Raw genomic sequence first — 19,312 nt, forward strand, 5'->3', positions numbered from 1 at the left:
GATTCCGCGACCAGGTCGCGCCCCGACCATCCCGTCAGAACTTGTTGTCGCGCGGGAAGCCCGTGGGCGGCAGGCGGCCAGCCGCGCCGCGCGCCACTTTCCACATGCGGATGTCCTTTTCCGTGCGGGTGCGGCCCGTTTCGCCGCCCATTGTCCAGCTGAGGCCATCCTCCAGCTTGAAAGTCACCGCATCGGACATACCGCCATCGCGATAGCGTTGCAGCTGCACGCCCTGCCCGCGACCCATCACAGGCACTTCCTGCAAGTGGAACACGATCAGCTTGCGGTTCTCGCCCACCACGGCGATGTGATCGTCTTCCTCCGCGATGGGGCGGACCACGCTGAGCTTCACCTTGTCCTTGACGTTCACCACCTGCCGGCCCTTGCGGGTTTCGGCCAGAAGCTCGTCCATCTCGGCGGCGAAGCCCTTGCCGTTCGTGGCGGCGAGCAGCAGCTTGCCCTTGGGCTTGTAGGCCAGCGCGGCCACGATCCCGGCGTCGGCCTCTATATCCACCATGGTGCGGATCGGCTCGCCAAAGCCGCGTGCGCCGGGCAGCTTGTCAGCCCCCAGAGTGTAGAAGCGGCCATTATCGGCGGCGATCAGCAATTTGTCGGTCGTCTGGCAATGGAGCGCGAAGGCCGGGCCATCGCCATCCTTGAACTTCCATTCCTGATCGAGCGGCACATGGCCCCTGGCCGCGCGAATCCAGCCCTTGGCCGAAAGGATTACCGTCACCGGTTCCTTTTCAATCATGGCATCCATGGTGAATTCCACGGTGGGCGCGGCTTCCGCGATGGTGGTGCGGCGGCGGCCGAGGACGGTATCTTCCGCATATTCCTTGCGCAGCGCCCTGAGATCGCGGGTCAGGCGGGTGCGCTGGCGGTCGGGCGAGCCGAGGAGCTTTTCCAGTTCGTCCCGCTCGGCCAGCAGATCGGCATGTTCCTGCCGCAGCTCCATTTCCTCCAGCTTGCGCAGGCTGCGCAGGCGCATGTTGAGGATGGCTTCGGCCTGCCGGTCAGTCAGGTTGAATTCGGCCATCATCACGGCCTTGGGCTCATCCTCGGTGCGGATGATCTCGATCACGCGGTCGAGATTGAGGAAGGCGATGATGTAGCCTTCCACCAGTTCCAGCCGGGCGGCGATGCGCTCCAGCCGATGCTGGGTGCGGCGCTGCAGGATGTCGATCTGGCTGGTGATCCAGTTGCCCAGCAATTCCTTCAGCCCCATCACCATCGGCGTGCGGGTGGCATCCAGCACGTTGAGATTCAGGCTAAAACGGCTTTCCAGATCGGTCAGCTTGTAGAGCGATTCCTTGAGCAATTCCGGGTCGATATTGCGGCTCTTGGGCACCAGCACGATGCGGATCTGTTCGTCGCTCTCATCACGCACATCTTCCAGGATCGGCAGCTTGCGGTCGGCGATCAGCTGGGCGATCTGTTCGATCAGCTTGCCCTTCTGGACCATGTAGGGGATCTCGGAGATGACGAGCTGATATTGCCCGCCGCCCAGCCGCTCGATCCCCGCGTCGCGATCCGCCTCTTCCTTCGCCTCGGCCGCATGGAAGCGCCCCCGCACGCGGAAGGCGCCGCGCCCGGTTTCATAGGCGTGGGAAATCGCCGCCGGGCTGTCCACGATCACGCCGCCGGTCGCGAAATCCGGCCCGTGGAACAGTTCCATCAGCCGCGCATGTTCGACATGCTGATTGCCGATCAGTTCCAGCGTGGCGTCGATGATCTCGGCAACATTGTGGCTGGGGATGGAAGTGGCCATGCCCACGGCAATGCCGGTGGCGCCATTGGCCAGCAGATTGGGGAAAAGACCTGGAAAGATTTCAGGCTCTTCTTCCTCATTGTTGTAAGTCGGGATGAAGTCGACAGTGCCTTCGTCCAGCCCGTCCATCAGCTGCATGGCCGTGCGGGTCAGGCGCGCTTCGGTGTAGCGATAGGCAGCGGCATTATCGCCGTCGATATTGCCGAAATTGCCCTGCCCTTCCACCAGCGGGTAACGCAGCGAGAAATCCTGCGCGAGGCGGACCATCGCGTCATAGACGGCCGCGTCGCCATGCGGGTGATATTTGCCGATCACGTCGCCCACCACGCGGCTGGACTTCTTGAAGGCATTGGCGGGATCGAGCTTCAGCGCCCGCATCGCCCACAGCAGGCGGCGGTGGACCGGCTTCAGCCCGTCGCGCAGATCGGGCAGCGACCGGGCAGTGATGGTGGAGAGCGCATAGACGAGGTAGCGCTCCGACAATGCGGAATCGAACGGGGCATCGACGATCGCATCGAATGCGTCATCTTCATCGGTCGTGGTGGCCATGACGCAGCCCTAACACCCCGAAGGCGGGCGCTCTAGCAAGCTTGTGCGGGAATCCACATTATCGACGGCTAAATATCGTCATTGCGAGGAGGCGAAGCCGACGCGGCGATCCAGAGCCCCGCGCGTTGGTTTCTGGATTGCTTCGCGGCCTTGCCACTCGCAATGACCAGTTTCCTCAATAACCCTGCGCGTCCCGGCTTTCTCGGGGGATGCGCACGGTCAACCCCTCCAGTTCGGGCGTCAGCACGATCTGGCACGACAGGCGGCTGGTGCGTTCCACAGCGGCGGCGAGGTCGAGCATGTCTTCCTCGTCGTCGCTGGCGGGCTTGAGCCGGGCGAACCAGTCCTTCTCCACGATCACATGGCAGGTGGAACAGGCCATCTGCCCTTCGCACGTGCCCTCCAGCGGCATGCCGGCGGCCTGCCCGGCCTCCAGCAGCGAAGTGCCTTCGGCCCCTTCCGCATCGACCCGGTTGCCTTCGGTGGTGACGAATGTGACCTTGACCATGTTCAATCCTGCGCTTCGGCGGCCCGGCTGATTTTCCCGGCTGCCTCCTCAATCTCTTGCAGCGTCGTATAGCGCCCGAACCCGATCCGGATCGAGCTTTTTGCCTGCCCATCGGAAAGGCCCAGCGCGCGCAGCACATGGCTGGGGCGGCCCGAGCCCGAGGCGCAGGCAGAACCGGCGGAAAAGCAGACATCCCGCAGGTCCGACATCAGGCGGGCCACATCCAGCCCGTCGCGCCTGATATTGAGGTTGCCCTTCCAGCGGGCATCCGCGCTGCCGTTGAGCGTCCAGCCTGCCAAGAGTTCGCTCGCCCGCGCCCACAAGGCGCCGACATGGGCGGCATCGGCCTCCATCCGCTCCTTCGCCAGCTTGGCCGCAGCGCCGAAACCGGCACAGAGCGCAGGGCTGAGCGTGCCGGAACGCAGGCCCTGTTCCTGCCCGCCGCCATGCATTTGCGGATCGAGCGAAATCCCGTCGCGCACCCACAGCGCCCCGATCCCCTTGGGGCCATAGAGCTTGTGCGCAGACAAGGCGATCAGGTCGGCATTGGCAGGCGCGGCAAGCTTGCCCGCACCCTGCACCGCATCGCACAGGAACAGCGCGCCTGCCGCATGGGCCGCATCGGCCAGCGCCTCCACCGGCTGGATCGTGCCGATTTCATTATTGACCTGCATGATTGCGAGAAGCCCCAGCCCCTGCGGCAAGGGGATATCGGTGCTGACCAACCCCTCGCGATCCACTGGAAGGATATGCACCGGATGAGTGCTTCGCATTGCCTCGGCGCAATCGAGCACCGCCGCATGTTCGATGGCGCTAGCCGCAATCGCGCCGCCCTGCGAAGTGCCCTTGATTGCCAGATTGATCGCCTCGGTCGCGCCGGAAGTGAAGATCACGCGCCCGCCCGGCGGCAGCAGTGCTGCCACCTGTTCGCGCGCAACTTCCACTGCGGCGGCCGCCATCCTGCCCATGCGGTGCGGCGAATGGGGATTGCCGAAGCCCATCGTCTCCGGCCCGCCCAGCCACGGCAGCATCGCGTCCCGCGCCTCGGGCGCAAGCGGCGTGGTGGCCTGATAGTCGAGATAGATCATGGCGCTGCCTTAACCACCGACGGAAAATCAACGTCATGCTGAACTCGCTTCAGCATCCATCGCGCCTTCGGGCAGGCCGGTTTATGAGGAGGAATGGCCCCTGAAACAAGTTCAGGGTGACGGGCAGAAAGTTCATCCTACCGCCCGCCCGCCACAGCACGCCACTGATCGATAAAGGCCCGCACATCCGCCTCGCTCGTCTCGCGCCCGATACTCACGCGGATCACTTCCCCCGGATCAGCATAGTCCATCGCGGAAAGGACGTGGCTGACCTTGAGGCTGCCGGAAGAGCACGCACTGCCCGCCGAAACCGCGAAGCCTGCCGCATCGAAGCGGATCAGCTGGGCATTGGCCGACATGCCCGGCATGCGATAGGCGGCGATGGAGGGCACGCGCGCAGTTTCCTCGCACAGCAGTTCCCCGCCCGCCTCGGCAATCGCCTCATCCAGCAAGGCGCGCAGGCGCACAGCTTCATCCAGCCAGCCGCGATCCGCTTCCAGCGCGGCGACCATCGCCATGGCGCCGGGCAGGTTCTCCGTCCCGCCGCGATAGCCTCGCTCCTGGCCGCCGGTTGGCTTGAGCAATGCCCAGTCGCGCACCAGCAGGGCGCCGATGCCGATGGGTCCGCCGAATTTGTGAGCCGACAGCGCAATCAGATCCGCATCCGGCAGGGCCAGCTTTCCCGCCCCCTGCGCGCAATCGGCCAGCAGCACCCCTCCCGCACCGCGCACGGCCTCGGCCACGGCGCCGAGCGGCTGGATCACGCCCGTTTCGCTATTGGCCTGCTGCACCGCCACCAGCCCCGGCAGCGCGCAATCGGCGGGATTCACCAGCCCCAGCGCATCCACCGGCAGGCGCTTCGTATCACCGGCATGGCGCAGCACGGATTCATGCTCCACCGCGCTCACCGCCAGCAACGGAGCCTGTGCGCGGGTCAGCGCGATAGCCAGCGCCTCGCTGGCGCCGGAAGTGAACACCACTTCCCCTTCCCAGCCGAGCGAGACCCTGATGCGGGCGCGTGCATCCTCCAGCGCGGCCCGCGCCTTACGGCCTTCCGCATGGGGGCTGGAAGGATTGGCCCAGATGGCAAAGCCCTGCCGCATTGCCTCCCCCGCTTCCGGCAAAAGCGGAGTGGTCGCGGCGAAATCGAGATAAATCCGGTCTGTCATCAACGGCATTCTGGGGACTTTTGCTGGCTTTCGGCGCTGGGTAATTGCGAAAATCGCACTCGTCACTATATAGCCAGCAACTTCCTGCGCGCCAGCCGCGCACTCACCCGTTATTTCGAGAGCCGATCATGCCTGCTGTCATTTTTCCCGGCCCCGAAGGCCGCCTCGAAGGCCGCTTCCAGCCCGCCCCGCGCCCGCGCGCGCCGGTGGCGATGATCCTGCACCCGCATGCTCAGGCGGGCGGGACGATGAACGACCGCATCACGCAGCGCCTTTACAAGACCTTCGTGGATCGGGGCTTTGCCACCCTGCGCTTCAATTTCCGCGGCGTGGGCCGCAGCCAGGGCAGCTTCGACAATGGCGTGGGCGAACTCAGCGACGCGGCCGCCGCGCTTGACTGGGTGCAGTCCATCCATCCCGAGGCGCAGACCACCTGGATCGCGGGCGTCAGCTTCGGCGCGCTGATCGGCATGCAATTGCTGATGCGTCGCCCGGAAATCCGGGGCTTCATCTCGGTCGCCCCGCCGGCCAATATGTATGACTTCTCGTTCCTGGCTCCCTGCCCGGCCAGCGGGTTGATCGTGCAGGGCGCCGCCGATACGGTGGTGCAGCCGCAGGCCGTGCAGAAGCTGGTCGACAAGCTGCGCACGCAGAAGCACATCACCATCCATCATGAGGAAATCCCCCGGGCCAACCACTTCTTCGAACATGAGATGGAGGATCTGATGGGCTCGGTGGACAAATATCTCGACTTCCGTCTCTCGCCGGATTGCCCGATCCGCTAAGGCTGAGGAAATCGACGACATTCAGGGGGCGGGTGCGCAATGGCGTGCCCGCCCCTTCGTATTTGCGCGTATCCCGCACGAGCCAGCTTGCCTGCTCCCCCATAACAATGTAATGTTGTAACATTAAGAGCGGTCGCCCGCTTTCCTGAGCACCCAGACCATAATGGGCGGCCGAAACGAAGGAGAGCATGCCATGGCTTATGTCGACCGACAGAGTGGAACCAGCAGAGCAACCTCCATCCTCGCGGTGGGTCTCATCCATGCGGGCCTTGGCGCGGCGCTGATCTATGGGCTGGCGGCCACCTTCATTCCGAAGGAAGAGGACGGGCCGATCCGCTCGGTCCTGTTCCCCGTCCCAACAATCCCGCCGCCCCCGCCCGCTGAAAAGCCGAGTGTGGAACCTTCCAGCACAATCACCACAGTCACCCCCTCGGTGGATGCGACGCGGGACGATAGTGTGAAAGTCGATCCCGGCCCAATCCCCACTTTCACTGACACCATTCGCGATCCCGCAGCCTATCCCACCGTCACGCCCAGCAACACGGCCACCTCCACTCCTCCGCCGCCGCTCTTCACCCCGAAGAACCCCAGCCCCGCAAATGACCGGGCAAACTGGGTGACCACCGTCGACTATCCCGCCCGCGACCTGCGGCTGGGCCATACCGGCACCACGAAATATCGCGTGGTCATCAGCAGTTCGGGCAAGGTGCAGAGCTGTGAGATCACGGGATCGAGCGGCTATGCCGGGCTGGACGAGGCAACCTGCAAAAGCGTTTCGCGCCGTGCCCGCTTCGAACCGGCCATCAACGCTAATGGCGAGAAGATCGTGGGAACCTGGTCTGGTTCGGTAAGCTGGAGAATTCCGGACTGAGCGGCTGACTTACTCGGCGAGCGCGGCGGCCTTCTGGACCGGCGCCTCGCCGCTTTCGTCCGGCAGGGTCCAGATCATCACATTGACGGCCATTACCGCCGCCAGCACCACCATCAGCACGATCTGCTTCGTCTGCCCGCCCTTGCGCCACAGCACGAAGGCCCCGATCAACAAACCGATCGCCGCCAGCACCAATATCGAAAGCACCATGTCCATGCCGCTGCTCTAGCGGCGAAGTGCGGCGGAGAAAAGCACGCCATTTGACAGGGCTGGCGGTTCATTCCACAGATCGCCCATGCAAAACCCGGTTCAGATGAAACTAACCCGCCGCCAGACCCTCGCCGGGCTCGGCGCAGGCATCTCCACCCTTGCCCTTGCGGGCTGCACGGGCAGAATGGGCCTGGCCTCCACCCCGCAGGCCCAGTCCGCCTCTGCCCTGCTGGACGAGATCGCGTGGAATCTGATCGAGCTGGAACCCGGCACTGCCACCGGGCTGGGCATCGATACGGGCGACAAGGCCTATCTGCGTTCCCGCATGTCGGACCTCTCGCCAGAGGGCATGGTGCATTATGCGGGCAATCTGCGCGACGGGCTGGCCAAGGTCCGCGCCTTTGACAAGGCCGGGCTGGACGCCGCCACTCTCACCAGCCTTGAAGTGGTGGAAAGCGCCTATGCCACGGCGCTGGAAGGCTTTGCCCTGCCCTATGGCGACGTGGCCACCGGCAGCTGGCGCAATGCCCCCTATGCGGTGATCCAGAATGTCGGCGCCTATCTGGACGTCCCGCGATTCCTCGATTCCGACCATCCCGTGCGCACCAAGGAGGATGCCGAAGCCTATGTCGCCCGGCTGGATGCCTATCCCGCCATGCTGGATGGAGAGCTGGAGCGGATGCAGGCCGCCACGCGGCTGGGCGTGATCCCGCCCGCCTTCCTGCTCGACAAGGCCATCGCCCAGATGGAAAACTCGTTGGCCGATGCACGGGCCGATGGCGGGCTGGTCACTTCGCTCACCGGACGCACCAAAGACATTCCCGGCGACTGGGCCAATGCGGCCGGCCGGATCGTGAGCGCCAAGGTCCGCCCCGCGCTGGAGCGCCAGCTGGCCGAATTGCGCAACCAGCGCACGCGCGCCACGGACGATGCCGGGATGTGGGCCCGCCCCGATGGTGAGGAATGGTATCGCTGGGCGCTGAAGGCCAGCACCACCACCGGGCTGGGGCCTGACGAGATTCACGAGATGGGCCTCTCCCAGCTGGCCGAGATTCATGGCCGGATGGACGCAATCCTGCGCGACATCGGCTATAAGGATGGCCCCGTGGGCCAGCGTATGCGGGAACTGGCCGAAGATCCGCGTTTCAAGTTCGCCGAGGGCGATCCCGGCCGCGCGCAGATAATGGAATTCATCCAGCAGCGGATCGACTGGATACGAGAACAGATGCCGCGAGCCTTCCGCACGCAGGTCCGCGCCAATCTGGAAGTGCGCCGCCTGCCCCTGTCGGAAGAACCCGGCGCGCCCACGGCCTATGGCGGCTCCGGCTCGATCGACGGGACGATCCCCGGCAAGATGTGGATCAACCTGATGACCACCGATCTGCACCGCGAATATACCTTGCCCACGCTGGTCCATCACGAAACGATCCCCGGCCATGTCTGGCAGGGCGAATATGCCAACCAGATGCCGCTGATCCGCTCGCGCCTGGCCTTCAACGCCTATTCCGAAGGCTGGGCACTCTATGCCGAGCAACTGGCGGACGAGTTGGGCGCCTATGCCGATCACCCCGCATGGCGGCTGGGCTATCTGCAGGATCAGGCCTTCCGCGCCTGCCGTCTGGTGGTGGATACCGGCCTGCACCACAAACGCTGGACCCGCGAACAGGGCGTGGCCTTTTTCGTGGAGCGCAATGGCGACAATCCGCAGGAAGTGGCCAGCGAGGTTGACCGCTATTGCAGCTGGCCGGGCCAGGCCTGCGGCTACAAGGTGGGCCACACCGAAATAGTGCGTCAGCGCAGCCTTGCGCAGGCCGCGCTGGGCAGTGGTTTCGACCTCAGGGATTTCGACGATGCGGTGGTGAAAGGCGGCAATGTCCCGCTCGACGTGCTGGCGAAGAATGTCGCCCGCTACGTCGAGGGGGCACGCTCTTAGCTCAGATTTCTTCCTCCACCGTATCGGCGGCGGATTCGAGGTCTTCACCCGCGCCGCGCACGGTATTGCAGGCTGCAACCGTCCGCCCCAGCAGGCCAACGGCAAAGGCGGTGAGGATTGTGCGAGTCATTGCTTCTCTCCTCTTCATGCGCCCCCACGGGATAAACCTGGGCGGGATAAGGCGCGTTCCGCTGGAAAGGCTGGAGTGTGCCGGTAGCCGGGTGGGATGAGGGTTTTTGAGCTGGCAGAGGCGGAGAGATTTTTTGGTTTCGCGCAAAGACCGCGAAGTGCGCGAAGATGTGGTGCTTGGCCTGCCCCTTCTCGTCATTCCCGCGAATGCGGGAACCTAGCAGCAACCATTGAACTGGGTTCCCGCGTTCGCGGGAATGACGAGGGGGCTGAGTTTAGCGCAGCCCCTCAGCGTTCTTCGCGCTCTTTGCGCGAACCCAATAATACTCACGCGGAGACGCGGAGGCGCGAAGGGAATGCGCCCCGCCGCTCCTCCCTGCGCCTCTGCGAGCGCCCACTCTCTCTCCGCGCCCCCGCGTCTCCGCGTGAAACCCTTCCACATCACCCCACGCAATCCGGCCAGCGCTCCCGGCCTTCGCCCGGAGGACGATTGATAGGATTGGTGTTTTCACTTGACATTTCGAACCGTTTCGGTTATATGCCCCGGCACATTGCAGGACTACCAACCCTGCAATTACCTACCAGTCCGGAGGGGCGCGATGTCGACCGCAAGCCTCCCTTGTTCCATGAACAACGCGGCCGGCGCGGGTGTGTGCTCCCTTGGGCGGTTCTCCCAATGGCAATGCCTCTCCAGCGCTCAGACGCGGATGATCGGATGTGTGGTGCTCTCCTCTGCCCGTGCACACCTGTCCCTGGAGGACGGGCTCTCCGGGACGGATCACCGCCAGTGGCGCGAGATGATCACTCGCGAGGGAAAGCACGCCGCACGCGAGCCCGTGGCGCCTTTCCTGGCCGATCACCGATCAAAGGGCCGAACCCAAGGCGCTGCGGATGGGCGCCCGGTCTCTCGCAACTCCCTCCGCCCGCTCCGCACGCGCCTCAGTTCCTGACGCCGTGCCGGCCGCGCGATTGGTTGTTCCATAGGATGGCGTTACGTCCGGGCTCGCCGCCGGATGGGGGTCTGTGCTTGCCGCCGCCCCCCCCGCTTCACGCCCCCAATCCAACTCCCATTTGCCTCTCGCGCCGAAACATGAAAAAGGCCGCGCACGAAAAGGAGAGTCACATGCCTGGTTTGCGGCCCGATATCGATCCCGACGGTTTGCTCGAATTCTCGGTGGTGTTCACCGACCGTTCGCTCAATCACATGAGCCAGGCATTCCAGGGCGTGATGCGCGACATTCACGAGATCCTGTGCGAGGTCTATCATGCCAAGCGGGCCGTCGTGGTGCCCGGCGGCGGCACTTACGGGATGGAAGCGGTCGCCCGCCAGTTCGCCACTGGCGAAAAGGTGATGGTGATCCGCAACGGCTTCTTCTCTTATCGCTGGAGCCAGATTTTCGAGGCGGGATCGATCCCGGCCGAGGAAATCGTGCTGAAGGCCCGCCGCACCGGCAATGGCGGGGCCGATGCGCCTTTCGCCCCGGTTCCGATCGAAGAAGCCGTGGCCGCGATCAAGGCGGAAAAGCCCGCCGTGCTGTTCGCCCCGCATGTGGAAACCGCATCGGGCATCATCCTGCCGGAAGATTACATCGCGGCGCTGGCCGATGCCGTCCATTCGGTGGGCGGTCTGTTCGTGCTGGACTGCATCGCCTCGGGCTGCGCCTGGGTGGATATGGAAGCGACCGGCGTGGACGTGCTGATCTCCGCCCCGCAAAAGGGCTGGTCCGCCCCGCCCTCCGCCGGCCTGGTGATGATGCGCGATGCCGCGCTGGAACGCTGCCGCGAAACGAAGTCCACCAGCTTCGCCGCTGACCTCGGCAAGTGGAACACAATCATGGAAGCCTATCTCAATGGCGGCCATGCCTATCACGCCACCATGCCGACCGACGCCCTGCGCGTGTTCCGCGATGCCATGCTGGAAACCAGGCGGATCGGCTTCGACACGCTCTGCGCCGCCCAATGGGAACAGGGCAACAAGGTGCGCGAAATGTTCGCCGCACGGGGGATCAAGTCGGTCGCGGCGGAAGGCTTCGGCGCCCCCGGCGTGGTGGTGTGCTTCACCGATGATCCGGAACTGCAGAACGGCAAGAAATTCGCCGCGCTGGGCTTCCAGATCGCGGCGGGCGTGCCGCTGATGGTGGATGAAGGGCCGGACTACAAGAGCTTCCGCATCGGCCTGTTCGGGCTCGACAAGCTGAAGGACGTTCCGGCCAGCCTTGCCCGACTCGAAACGGCATTCGACAAGGTGTTCCCCGCCTGATCAGATACCGGTCCGGCATTGTTTCCTCAGATTAACCGCGCATTAGGGATAGTCGGCTAAGGCGCGGAAATGGGTAGGAAACACGCTATCGAACAGCGTGCGAAGGTGGAAGCCGGCTTTTCGGAGCGGCGGGGCATCGCCTTTCGCATCACGCAGGCGCAGGCATGGATCGCGGTCTGCGCGGGTATCGCCCTGACCAGCCTGGTCGATTACGCAACCGGGCGGGACCTCTGGCTGGGCCCGCTCTATCTCGGCTTCATCGCGCTGGCCGCATGGGCCCTGGGCCTGCGCCGCGCAATTGCCGTATTCGGGGTCTGCATCCTGATCGGCGCGGTCGTGAATGCCGACAGCCTCTATCCCTATGATAATCCGGTAACTCTGGCGGATTTCCTGGTGCGCATTCCGCCGGTTCTGGCGATCATCGCCCTGCTTTCCTATGCCCGCCACGCCTGCGAAACCGAATGGCGCCTTGCCCGGACCGACCCGCTGACCGGCGCGTTGAACCGCAAGGCCTTTTTCGAAATGGCCGGCCCGATCAGGGAAGCGCAATGCTGGCATGTGCTGGCCTATGCCGATCTCGATGGGTTGAAGGCGCTGAACGACATTCATGGCCATGCCCGCGGGGATGCCAGCCTCAAGGCTTTTGCCCGCCATGTCCGCGCCTCGATCCGCAGGGACGATATCTTTGCCCGGATCGGGGGCGACGAATTTCTGGTCTATATGCCGGTGCGCGATTCCCAGGCCGGGATCATGGTCGCCAACCGCCTGCACCGCGCGATGAATTCCGCAGTCAGCGATTTTGCCGACGAATTGCGGTGCAGCGTGGGCGCACTGATCCTTGCGCCGGGGGCACGTTCGATCGACCAGGAACTGCGCCTGGCCGACAAGCTGATGTATGAGGCCAAGCAGAACGGCGCGGCCCTGACCATGGCGATGACCAGCCCCGATGGCCGGGGTTTTGCGGATGCCACGGATTCGCTGCCCCTGTTCGCCGGGATCGCGGAGGATCTGCCCTCCAGCGCCGAATTCAGGCAGACTTCCCGCGATGACAATAGCAGGCCGGGCGGCTCGTCAGAGCAACCCGGCCCGCCGCCGCCCCTCAAGGCGGCCTGATCCGGCCCTCGTCTGCCCTTTCGGACAGCCCCCTAGAGAGCCGGAAGCCACAACAGGGAAGCCCAAGCGCTACCCCATTGAATTCCAGTCTATCGAATTTCCGGGCCCTCGAATTTCCGGCCCACCGGATTCAGGCTCCCGGTTTTCGGCCCGCCGGATTCTGGCAGGCGATATTCCGGAATGCCATGCAACCTGTGCGCGGCACCTATGCCCTGCCGGGCATGGGCCGCGCCGGTGCCTCATTCTTTTCCGAAGATGCCCTTTGCGATGCCGGTAATGTCGTTGATCGGATTCCCGTCACCATCGCGGTCCAGCATGTTGGCAAACTCCATCAGCGAACCTTCGCCGCCGATATGCTCCACGATCTGCTGCAGCGTGCCGGTGGGAAGCCCGGTGCTGGCCGCAGCCGCCTCCACCGTGTCGCCTTCCATCTGATGGGCATGGCCCAAAGCGGCAATGGCCTTTTCGGCAGTGGCAGGATCGATCCCGATCTTTGCGGCCAGATTGGCAACGTCATCAGGGGCACCCGAGATGCTTTTGAGGATGGAATCGAAAAGGCTCATATCATCCGCTCCTTTGGTTCACTGACCGATAGATCGGCATGATGCCCCCTCGCCGCATTGGCGCAAGTGAAATCTGAGCGGGTTCGGACTCCTCGGCCCTGAACATCGCCGGGCACCGAAAGCGAGCGAGCCTGGAGAAACACTCGGGAAAGTAAGGCCGCCAGCTTCCGGCCGCCAGCTTCCGGGAAGCCCGGAATCAGAAAAGGGGGCCCTTGCGGTACCCCCTTTTCCTCCTCTCCAACTCGTGTGCGGATCAGACGGCGGGAGCCGCCTGTTTCACGCTCTCGTCGACATGGTCGGCAAATTGCTCGAAATTGTCAACGAAGAGCTGCACGAGCTTCGCGGCAGTCGCGTCATACTCGTCCTTGTCCGCCCAGGTGGAACGCGGATCGAGGATCGAAGTATCGACCCCCGGCACGGCCACCGGCACATCGAAGCCGAAGTTGGGATCCTTGCGGAACTCGGCATTGTTCAGCGAACCGTCGAGCGCGGCATTCAGCAGCGCGCGGGTTTCCTTGATCGGCATGCGCTTGCCCACGCCATACTTGCCGCCGGTCCAGCCGGTATTGACCAGCCAGCAGGAGACGCCGCCCTTGGCAATGCGTTCTTTCAGCAGGTTACCGTAAACGCTGGGGTGGCGCGGCATGAAGGGAGCGCCGAAGCAGGTGGAGAATGTGGCTTCCGGTTCGGTCACGCCGATTTCCGTGCCCGCCACCTTGGCCGTGTAGCCCGACAGGAAGTGATACATCGCCTGATCAGGCGTGAGTCGCGCGATCGGAGGCAGCACGCCGAATGCGTCGGCAGTGAGCATGATCACGTTCGAGGGGACCGGACCGAGATTTTCTTCCGAAGCGTTCGGAATGAAATCGATCGGATAGGCACCGCGGCTGTTTTCGGCGAGCGAGTTGTCGTCGAAATCCAGTTCCCGAGTCGCTTCGTCCATCACCACGTTTTCGAGCACGGTGCCGAACATACGGGAGGTGGCGTAGATTTCCGGCTCCGCTTCGGGCGAGAGGCGGATCATCTTGGCGTAGCAGCCGCCTTCGAAATTGAAGACCGCCGTATCCGACCAGCCATGTTCGTCATCGCCGATCAGGGTGCGGCTGGCGTCGGCCGACAGCGTGGTCTTGCCGGTGCCCGACAGGCCGAAGAACACTGCCGTGCGCCCATCCGCGCCGACATTGGCCGAGCAGTGCATCGGCATAACGCCCTTGGTCGGCAGCAGGAAGTTGAGGATGCCGAACACGCTCTTCTTCATTTCGCCGGCATATTTCGTACCGCCGATCAGGATCAGCTTTTCCGAAAGATTGACCGCGACCACCGTCTCGCTGCGGCAGCCATGGCGCACCGGATCGGCCACGAAGCTGGGCAGATCGATGATCGTGTATTCCGGAACGAAGCCGTCAAGCTCCTCCGCCGAGGGGCGCACCAGCAGGGTGCGGATGAACAGATTGTGCCATGCGAGTTCGTTGATCACGCGCACATTCACGCGGTGATCCACCTGCGAACCGCCGAACAGATCGGCGACGTAGAGCTTGTCCTTTTCGGCCAGCGCCTTGAAGAAATCTTCCTTCAGCGCGGCGAAATGTTCAGGGCTCATCTCGACATTGGTCTTGCCCCACCAGACGGTGTGTTCAGTCACACCGTCCCGGACCATGAACTTGTCCTTCGCGGAACGGCCGGTGTGGCGGCCGGTTTCGACTACCAGCGGCCCGTGGGCAGCAAGGCGGCCTTCGCCGTTGGTGACGGCGTGTTCGACGAGCGGAGCCGTCCCAAGGTTCGCATGAATCGTCGCGGAAGTGCCAATGCCCTGGCGGTCGAGCGGGAAGGAAAGGGCGGAAGTCAAGTTCGTCTCCAGACTAATGGGCCAGAGTGTTCTGGGTAGCGCAGCGATCCTCCGCTGCAGGGAACGCGGTTGCGCATAGTCGCCGAAACACCCTTCGTCAAACTGGCGCAATCACAATGAAATTACTGATTTACCACAATGTTTTACCGCACATGCGTGAGACCGGGAATCGGCTCAGGCGTTGTCTATTTGGCGCGAAATCGTTAATCGCAGGCTTCAATACCAGCAGGAAAGTTCCTCCATGGCCCAGCAGCCCGGCCTTTCAGAAGCCAGCCAGTCCGCTTCCGCTACGGCAGAGCCGCAGCAGGTGATCGCGCTGGTGGATGATGATCGCAACATCCTGACCAGCGTTTCCATCGCCCTCCAGTCGGAAGGCTTTGCCACTCGTGTTTATACGGATGGGGCGACCGCACTCAAGGCCCTAACTGAAAATCAGCCCGATCTGGCCGTGTTCGACATCAAGATGCCGCGCATGGACGGGATGGAATTGCTGCGCCGCCTGCGCGAGACATCGACCCTTCCCGTCATCTTCCTGACCAGCAAGGACGACGAGCAGGACGAGGCAGCCGGCCTTGCCATGGGGGCGGACGATTACATCGCCAAGCCTTTCAGCCAGAAGCTGCTGATCGCGCGCATCCGCGCGATCCTGCGACGCAGCGGGATGGCTCAGCAAACCCCCGGCGAGGAAACCGAGTCCGCCGAGACAGGCGAGGAAATCGTGCGGGGCAAGCTGCGCATGGACCCGGCCCGCCACCGCGTGACATGGGACGGGCGGAACGTCTCGCTGACGGTAACCGAATTCCTGATCCTTGAGGCACTGGCGGCCCGGCCCGGCGTGATAAAGAGCCGCAACCAGCTGATGGACGCCGCCTATCCCGACGATGTCTTCGTGGATGACCGGACGGTGGACAGCCACATCAAGCGGATGCGGCGCAAATTCCGCGTGGTCGCCCCGGATTTCTCTGCAATCGAAACGCTTTACGGCGCGGGATACAGCTTCTCCGATGGCTGAGACACCCGAGGCGAGACCCGAAGCGAGGCCCGAACTGAGAAGAGTGCGCCGCTTCGAGCGCCCGATCTTCACCCCGCGCGCGTCGCTGACGATCCGCATCCTCACGTTCAACATCATCGCCCTGTCGATCCTGGCGGGCAGCTTCTTCTATCTCGACAATTTCCGGCGTCAGCTGATCGAGGAACGTTTCCGCCTGGCCCGCGGCGAGGCGCAGATCACGGCGGAGGCACTGCTGGGCGCAAGGGCCAGCCTGCGGGACCGGCTGATCGTGCAGATCGGCCAGGAACAGAAATTGCGCCTGCGGCTCTATCGCCCCGATGGAACGCTGGCGAAGGACAGCTTCGCCCTGGCCCCACCTTCCTACACGCTGATCGATCCGGCCAGGGAGCCGTGGTATCAGCACGCCGCGCGCTGGCTGGACCGGGGGATGGACGCGATCCTGGGGGCGGAGCCTGTCCCCGCCTATGTCGAGCCGGGCAATACCGACGCGGCTTCCTGGCCCGAGCTGGTAGAAGCGCGCAAGGTTGGCCGCACGCAGATATTCCTGCGCTATGCGCCGGACCGGACCCCCATAATCTCGGCCGCCGCGCCAGTCGGGCGGGACGGCACCATGCTGCTGACCACCCGCAATGCGATCGACATTACCAAGCGAGTCCGCGATGCGCGGCAGACGCTGGCGATCATCGTGGCGGCGGCGGTGATCATCTCGGTTCAGCTTTCGCTCTATCTCGCACGCATCATCGTGCGCCCTTTGCGCGTGCTGGTGCGCGCCGCCGTTCGCGTCAGGCTCGGGCGTGACCGCGAAGTGGTGGTCCCTCGCCTGCCCGACCGGCGCGACGAGATCGGCATGCTTGCCCGCGCGATTTCCGACATGAGTTCCGCCCTGCGCCAGCGGATCGACGCGGTGGAAAGCTTCGCTGCCGATGTGGCCCATGAGCTCAAGAACCCGCTTGCATCGCTGCGCAGCGCGCTGGAGGCGCTTTCCAAGGTCGAGCAGCCCGCCCTGCGCCGCCAGCTGACCGACATCGCCCTGCACGATGTCCAGCGCATCGACCGCCTGGTGAGCGAAATCTCCGATGCCAGCCGGATCGACGCGGAACTGACCCGCGCCACTTTCGAACAGGTGGATCTGGCGGCCCTCATCGCCAATGCCGTGGGCGCGCGCGAACATCGCACCGAAACGGATGGCCGCAGGATCAAACTGAAGCGCAAGGGGCGCGGGCCTTTCACGGTGATGGGCGTGCCCGCCCGGCTGGAACGCGTGGTGGAGAACCTGCTGGACAATGCCGTGTCCTTCTCCCCGCCCAACGGCGCGATCACCATCGAACTGCGCACGCATGACGATCTGGTGGAAGCCACGATCCGCGATCAGGGCCCCGGCATTCCCGAAAGCGAGCGCCACAAGGTATTCGAGCGGTTCCATTCGGTGCGCCCGGAAGGAGAGGGCTTCGGTGCCCATAGCGGCCTCGGCCTCGCCATCGCGCGGACCATTGTGGAAGCGCATGACGGCTCGCTCACCCTTGGCGATCCGCTGCCGGAAATGAGCGGGGCGTGCTTCATCATCACCCTGCCGGCCGCCGAACAAAGATGAGCGCGCTGATCCATCAGGCAAGCTGCGTTGCATTGGGGGCGCGTGCTGTGCTGATCGAGGGCGCGCCGAGCAGCGGCAAGTCCAGCCTCGCCCTCGTCCTGATCGACCGGGGGGCCGCACTGATCGGGGATGACGGCGTCACCCTGGAACGGCGCGGCGACGTTCTGTGGGCATCGCCCCCGCCCAACATCGCGGGCAGGCTGGAAATCCGCAATGTCGGCATTATCGACCTGCCGACCGAGCAGGCCCCCGTGGCGCTGGTCCTGAGGCTGGACCCCATGGCCCCACGTCATGTGGAAGAGGCGGAGACTATCGTTCTGGCAGGCGTTCCCCTGCCGCTCATCCGCCTGTGGCCCGACAGCCCCGCCCTGCCGCTGCGCGCCGAATGGGCGCTGAAACTCCATGGACTGAGCTGAAGCCCCCTGCCCCCATCCGGCACAGTGGCGCGCAAAGCCTTCCCTTTCGTGGCGGACGGAGGCAAACCGCGCCAAATGGCTTCCGAGTCTCCCCCCCTCCCCGCTGATTCCCGCCAGCGCATTCTGCTTGTCACCGGCATGCTCGGAGCCGGCAAGACGACCGCCCTGCGCGAGCTGGAGGATCTGGGCTGGGAAGCGATCGACAATTTCCCCATCCGCCTGCTCGATCGCCTGATCGGCGCCGATGATGACGGGCGGGACGGGATCAAGGCCCCGCTCGCCATCGGGTTCGATTCCCGCACCCGCGGCTTCGATCCGGCCTACATCATCCTGCGCGTAAAGCAGCTTTCGGAGCGGGACGATCTGATCGTCACCACCATGTTCCTCGATTGCTCCGCGCAGGAACTGGAACGCCGCTATAATGAAACGCGCCGCCGCCACCCTCTGGCAAGCGGCATCCCGGCGGCGGACGGCATTGCGGCCGAACGCGAATTGCTGGCCCCGCTGCGGCGCTGGGCGGATGTGGTGATCAACACCACCGCCTTTTCCACCAACGACCTGCAGCAGGCGATCCGAGAGCAATTCGGCATCCATACTGGCGAGGCGATGACCGTGACGGTCAGCAGCTTCGGCTTTTCCCGCGGGGTGCCGGTGGCCGATCTCGTGTTCGACATGCGCTACCTCGATAATCCGCACTGGGTATCGGGCCTGCGCGAGCTGACCGGGCTGGATAGCGCAGTAGGCGCGCATATCCGCACCGATCCCGCTTTCGACAGCACCTTTACCCGGATAAGAGACCTGCTGCTGGAACTGCTGCCGCGTTATGCGGCACAGGGCAAAAGCTACGTCAACATCGCCTTCGGCTGCACGGGCGGGCGTCATCGCTCGGTCTTCGTGGCCGAGGAAATCGCGAAAACCTTGCGTGAAGCTGGTTTTTCGCCCACTGTTCGCCACAGAAACCTCGGATCGCGAGCTGCCGAACTTATTGAAGGGCCGCACCAGCCGTGAACCCGATAGCGCCTTTTCGCATCATGGCGCCGATGGTACCCATGAACCCCCGCGCGGCCCTCAGGTCTGAAAGCTGTTTTCCTGCATGATCGGAATGATTCTTGTCACCCACGGCCGATTGGCCGAGGAGTTCGTGAAAGCGATGGAACATGTCGTCGGCCGCCAGGAAGCGGTTGAGACGGTGTGCATCGGCCCCAAGGACGACGTCGAGGCGCGCCGCGCCGAAATCGCGGAAGCGATCAGTAAGGTGGATAGCGGCCAGGGCGCCGTGATTCTCACCGACCTGTTTGGCGGCACCCCTTCCAACCTCGCCATTTCGCTGATGGAAGAAGGCAAGGTGGAAGTCGTGGCGGGGATCAACCTGCCCATGCTCATCCGCCTGGCCGGTGCGCGCGACAAGATGCCCATCATGCAGGCCGTGGCCGCCGCGCGCGATGCCGGCCGCAATTACATCACTGTCGCGTCCGAATTCCTTGGACAGGACGCCTGA

18 protein-coding genes are annotated in these 19,312 nt (G+C 64.2%); 10 read left to right on the forward strand and 8 right to left on the reverse strand.

All coding sequences use genetic code 11. From position 1 onward, the window contains the following. Positions 1–34: 34 nt before the first annotated feature. The 4 genes from parC to H0274_RS06360 all read right to left on the reverse strand — a co-directional run bounded on the left by parC (position 35) and on the right by H0274_RS06360 (position 5,088). Complete coding sequence (gene parC / locus H0274_RS06345; protein WP_226794071.1) at positions 35–2,320, reverse strand: DNA topoisomerase IV subunit A; 2,286 nt, start codon at positions 2,318–2,320, stop codon at positions 35–37. Positions 2,321–2,495: 175 nt separating this feature from the next. Beyond that, entirely contained in the window at positions 2,496–2,828 is a 333-nt protein-coding gene (locus H0274_RS06350) for a 2Fe-2S iron-sulfur cluster-binding protein (RefSeq protein ID WP_226794072.1), read from the reverse strand. 2 nt (positions 2,829–2,830) lie between these two features. Continuing rightward, positions 2,831–3,916, reverse strand: a complete 1,086-nt coding sequence (locus H0274_RS06355) for a cysteine desulfurase family protein (protein WP_226794073.1) — start codon at positions 3,914–3,916, stop codon at positions 2,831–2,833. A 137-nt stretch (positions 3,917–4,053) separates the two neighbouring features. After that, complete coding sequence (locus H0274_RS06360) at positions 4,054–5,088, reverse strand: cysteine desulfurase family protein (protein ID WP_226794462.1); 1,035 nt, start codon at positions 5,086–5,088, stop codon at positions 4,054–4,056. A gap of 125 nt (positions 5,089–5,213) precedes the next feature. Here H0274_RS06360 and H0274_RS06365 point away from each other — a divergent pair, with 125 nt between their 5' ends. After that, positions 5,214–5,870: an alpha/beta hydrolase gene (locus tag H0274_RS06365; RefSeq protein ID WP_226794074.1), complete on the forward strand. Its 657-nt coding sequence runs from the start codon at positions 5,214–5,216 to the stop codon at positions 5,868–5,870. Positions 5,871–6,063: 193 nt separating this feature from the next. Then, positions 6,064–6,741 (forward strand): energy transducer TonB, encoded by a 678-nt coding sequence (locus H0274_RS06370; protein WP_226794075.1) that lies wholly within the window; start codon positions 6,064–6,066, stop codon positions 6,739–6,741. A gap of 9 nt (positions 6,742–6,750) precedes the next feature. Here H0274_RS06370 and H0274_RS06375 read toward each other — a convergent pair whose 3' ends face one another. After that, the gene (locus H0274_RS06375) at positions 6,751–6,957 is read right to left on the reverse strand and encodes a hypothetical protein (protein ID WP_226794076.1); all 207 of its coding nucleotides are present in this window, start codon (positions 6,955–6,957) and stop codon (positions 6,751–6,753) included. 79 nt (positions 6,958–7,036) lie between these two features. Between H0274_RS06375 and H0274_RS06380 the strand changes: the two genes are divergently transcribed. Beyond that, the gene (locus tag H0274_RS06380; protein ID WP_226794077.1) at positions 7,037–8,884 is read left to right on the forward strand and encodes a DUF885 domain-containing protein; all 1,848 of its coding nucleotides are present in this window, start codon (positions 7,037–7,039) and stop codon (positions 8,882–8,884) included. A 1-nt stretch (position 8,885) separates the two neighbouring features. On the opposite strand, the gene H0274_RS15605 is transcribed toward H0274_RS06380, so the two are convergent. Then, the gene (locus H0274_RS15605) at positions 8,886–9,014 is read right to left on the reverse strand and encodes a hypothetical protein (RefSeq protein WP_264295461.1); all 129 of its coding nucleotides are present in this window, start codon (positions 9,012–9,014) and stop codon (positions 8,886–8,888) included. 1,122 nt (positions 9,015–10,136) lie between these two features. Here H0274_RS15605 and H0274_RS06385 point away from each other — a divergent pair. Together H0274_RS06385 and H0274_RS06390 are read left to right on the forward strand one after the other, a co-directional pair. Then, the gene (locus H0274_RS06385; protein WP_226794078.1) at positions 10,137–11,273 is read left to right on the forward strand and encodes an aminotransferase class V-fold PLP-dependent enzyme; all 1,137 of its coding nucleotides are present in this window, start codon (positions 10,137–10,139) and stop codon (positions 11,271–11,273) included. Between the two features lie 69 nt (positions 11,274–11,342). Then, positions 11,343–12,386, forward strand: a complete 1,044-nt coding sequence (locus H0274_RS06390; RefSeq protein WP_226794079.1) for a GGDEF domain-containing protein — start codon at positions 11,343–11,345, stop codon at positions 12,384–12,386. 239 nt (positions 12,387–12,625) lie between these two features. Here H0274_RS06390 and H0274_RS06395 read toward each other — a convergent pair whose 3' ends face one another. Both H0274_RS06395 and H0274_RS06400 read right to left on the reverse strand, forming a co-directional pair. Further along, entirely contained in the window at positions 12,626–12,949 is a 324-nt protein-coding gene (locus H0274_RS06395) for a hypothetical protein (protein WP_226794080.1), read from the reverse strand. A gap of 253 nt (positions 12,950–13,202) precedes the next feature. Beyond that, positions 13,203–14,795, reverse strand: coding sequence for a phosphoenolpyruvate carboxykinase (locus tag H0274_RS06400; RefSeq protein WP_226794081.1), 1,593 nt, complete (start codon positions 14,793–14,795; stop codon positions 13,203–13,205). A gap of 241 nt (positions 14,796–15,036) precedes the next feature. Between H0274_RS06400 and H0274_RS06405 the strand changes: the two genes are divergently transcribed. The 5 genes from H0274_RS06405 to H0274_RS06425 all read left to right on the forward strand — a co-directional run bounded on the left by H0274_RS06405 (position 15,037) and on the right by H0274_RS06425 (position 19,312). Beyond that, entirely contained in the window at positions 15,037–15,807 is a 771-nt protein-coding gene (locus H0274_RS06405; RefSeq protein ID WP_226794082.1) for a response regulator transcription factor, read from the forward strand. Next, entirely contained in the window at positions 15,800–17,398 is a 1,599-nt protein-coding gene (locus H0274_RS06410; RefSeq protein ID WP_226794083.1) for a sensor histidine kinase, read from the forward strand. The genes H0274_RS06405 and H0274_RS06410 overlap by 8 nt, the downstream gene beginning before the upstream one ends. Then, positions 17,395–17,814: an HPr kinase/phosphorylase gene (locus tag H0274_RS06415; protein ID WP_226794084.1), complete on the forward strand. Its 420-nt coding sequence runs from the start codon at positions 17,395–17,397 to the stop codon at positions 17,812–17,814. Before H0274_RS06410 ends, H0274_RS06415 begins: the two co-directional genes overlap by 4 nt. 75 nt (positions 17,815–17,889) lie before the next feature. Beyond that, positions 17,890–18,822: an RNase adapter RapZ gene (gene rapZ, locus H0274_RS06420; protein WP_226794085.1), complete on the forward strand. Its 933-nt coding sequence runs from the start codon at positions 17,890–17,892 to the stop codon at positions 18,820–18,822. A gap of 85 nt (positions 18,823–18,907) precedes the next feature. Next, entirely contained in the window at positions 18,908–19,312 is a 405-nt protein-coding gene (locus tag H0274_RS06425) for a PTS sugar transporter subunit IIA (protein WP_226794086.1), read from the forward strand.

This window comes from Fulverythrobacter ferritrahens (assembly GCF_020539485.1).
Taxonomy (GTDB): Bacteria; Pseudomonadota; Alphaproteobacteria; order Sphingomonadales; family Sphingomonadaceae; genus Andeanibacterium; species Andeanibacterium ferritrahens.

Coding starts and splice junctions, on each gene's coding strand:
- parC (WP_226794071.1), bottom strand. CDS start 2,320: ATGGCCACCACGACCGATGAAGATGACGCATTCGATGCGATCGTCGAT.
- H0274_RS06350 (WP_226794072.1), bottom strand. CDS start 2,828: ATGGTCAAGGTCACATTCGTCACCACCGAAGGCAACCGGGTCGATGCG.
- H0274_RS06355 (WP_226794073.1), bottom strand. CDS start 3,916: ATGATCTATCTCGACTATCAGGCCACCACGCCGCTTGCGCCCGAGGCG.
- H0274_RS06365 (WP_226794074.1), top strand. CDS start 5,214: ATGCCTGCTGTCATTTTTCCCGGCCCCGAAGGCCGCCTCGAAGGCCGC.
- H0274_RS06370 (WP_226794075.1), top strand. CDS start 6,064: ATGGCTTATGTCGACCGACAGAGTGGAACCAGCAGAGCAACCTCCATC.
- H0274_RS06375 (WP_226794076.1), bottom strand. CDS start 6,957: ATGGACATGGTGCTTTCGATATTGGTGCTGGCGGCGATCGGTTTGTTG.
- H0274_RS06380 (WP_226794077.1), top strand. CDS start 7,037: ATGCAAAACCCGGTTCAGATGAAACTAACCCGCCGCCAGACCCTCGCC.
- H0274_RS15605 (WP_264295461.1), bottom strand. CDS start 9,014: ATGACTCGCACAATCCTCACCGCCTTTGCCGTTGGCCTGCTGGGGCGG.
- H0274_RS06385 (WP_226794078.1), top strand. CDS start 10,137: ATGCCTGGTTTGCGGCCCGATATCGATCCCGACGGTTTGCTCGAATTC.
- H0274_RS06390 (WP_226794079.1), top strand. CDS start 11,343: ATGGGTAGGAAACACGCTATCGAACAGCGTGCGAAGGTGGAAGCCGGC.
- H0274_RS06395 (WP_226794080.1), bottom strand. CDS start 12,949: ATGAGCCTTTTCGATTCCATCCTCAAAAGCATCTCGGGTGCCCCTGAT.
- H0274_RS06405 (WP_226794082.1), top strand. CDS start 15,037: ATGGCCCAGCAGCCCGGCCTTTCAGAAGCCAGCCAGTCCGCTTCCGCT.
- H0274_RS06410 (WP_226794083.1), top strand. CDS start 15,800: ATGGCTGAGACACCCGAGGCGAGACCCGAAGCGAGGCCCGAACTGAGA.
- H0274_RS06415 (WP_226794084.1), top strand. CDS start 17,395: ATGAGCGCGCTGATCCATCAGGCAAGCTGCGTTGCATTGGGGGCGCGT.
- rapZ (WP_226794085.1), top strand. CDS start 17,890: ATGGCTTCCGAGTCTCCCCCCCTCCCCGCTGATTCCCGCCAGCGCATT.
- H0274_RS06425 (WP_226794086.1), top strand. CDS start 18,908: ATGATCGGAATGATTCTTGTCACCCACGGCCGATTGGCCGAGGAGTTC.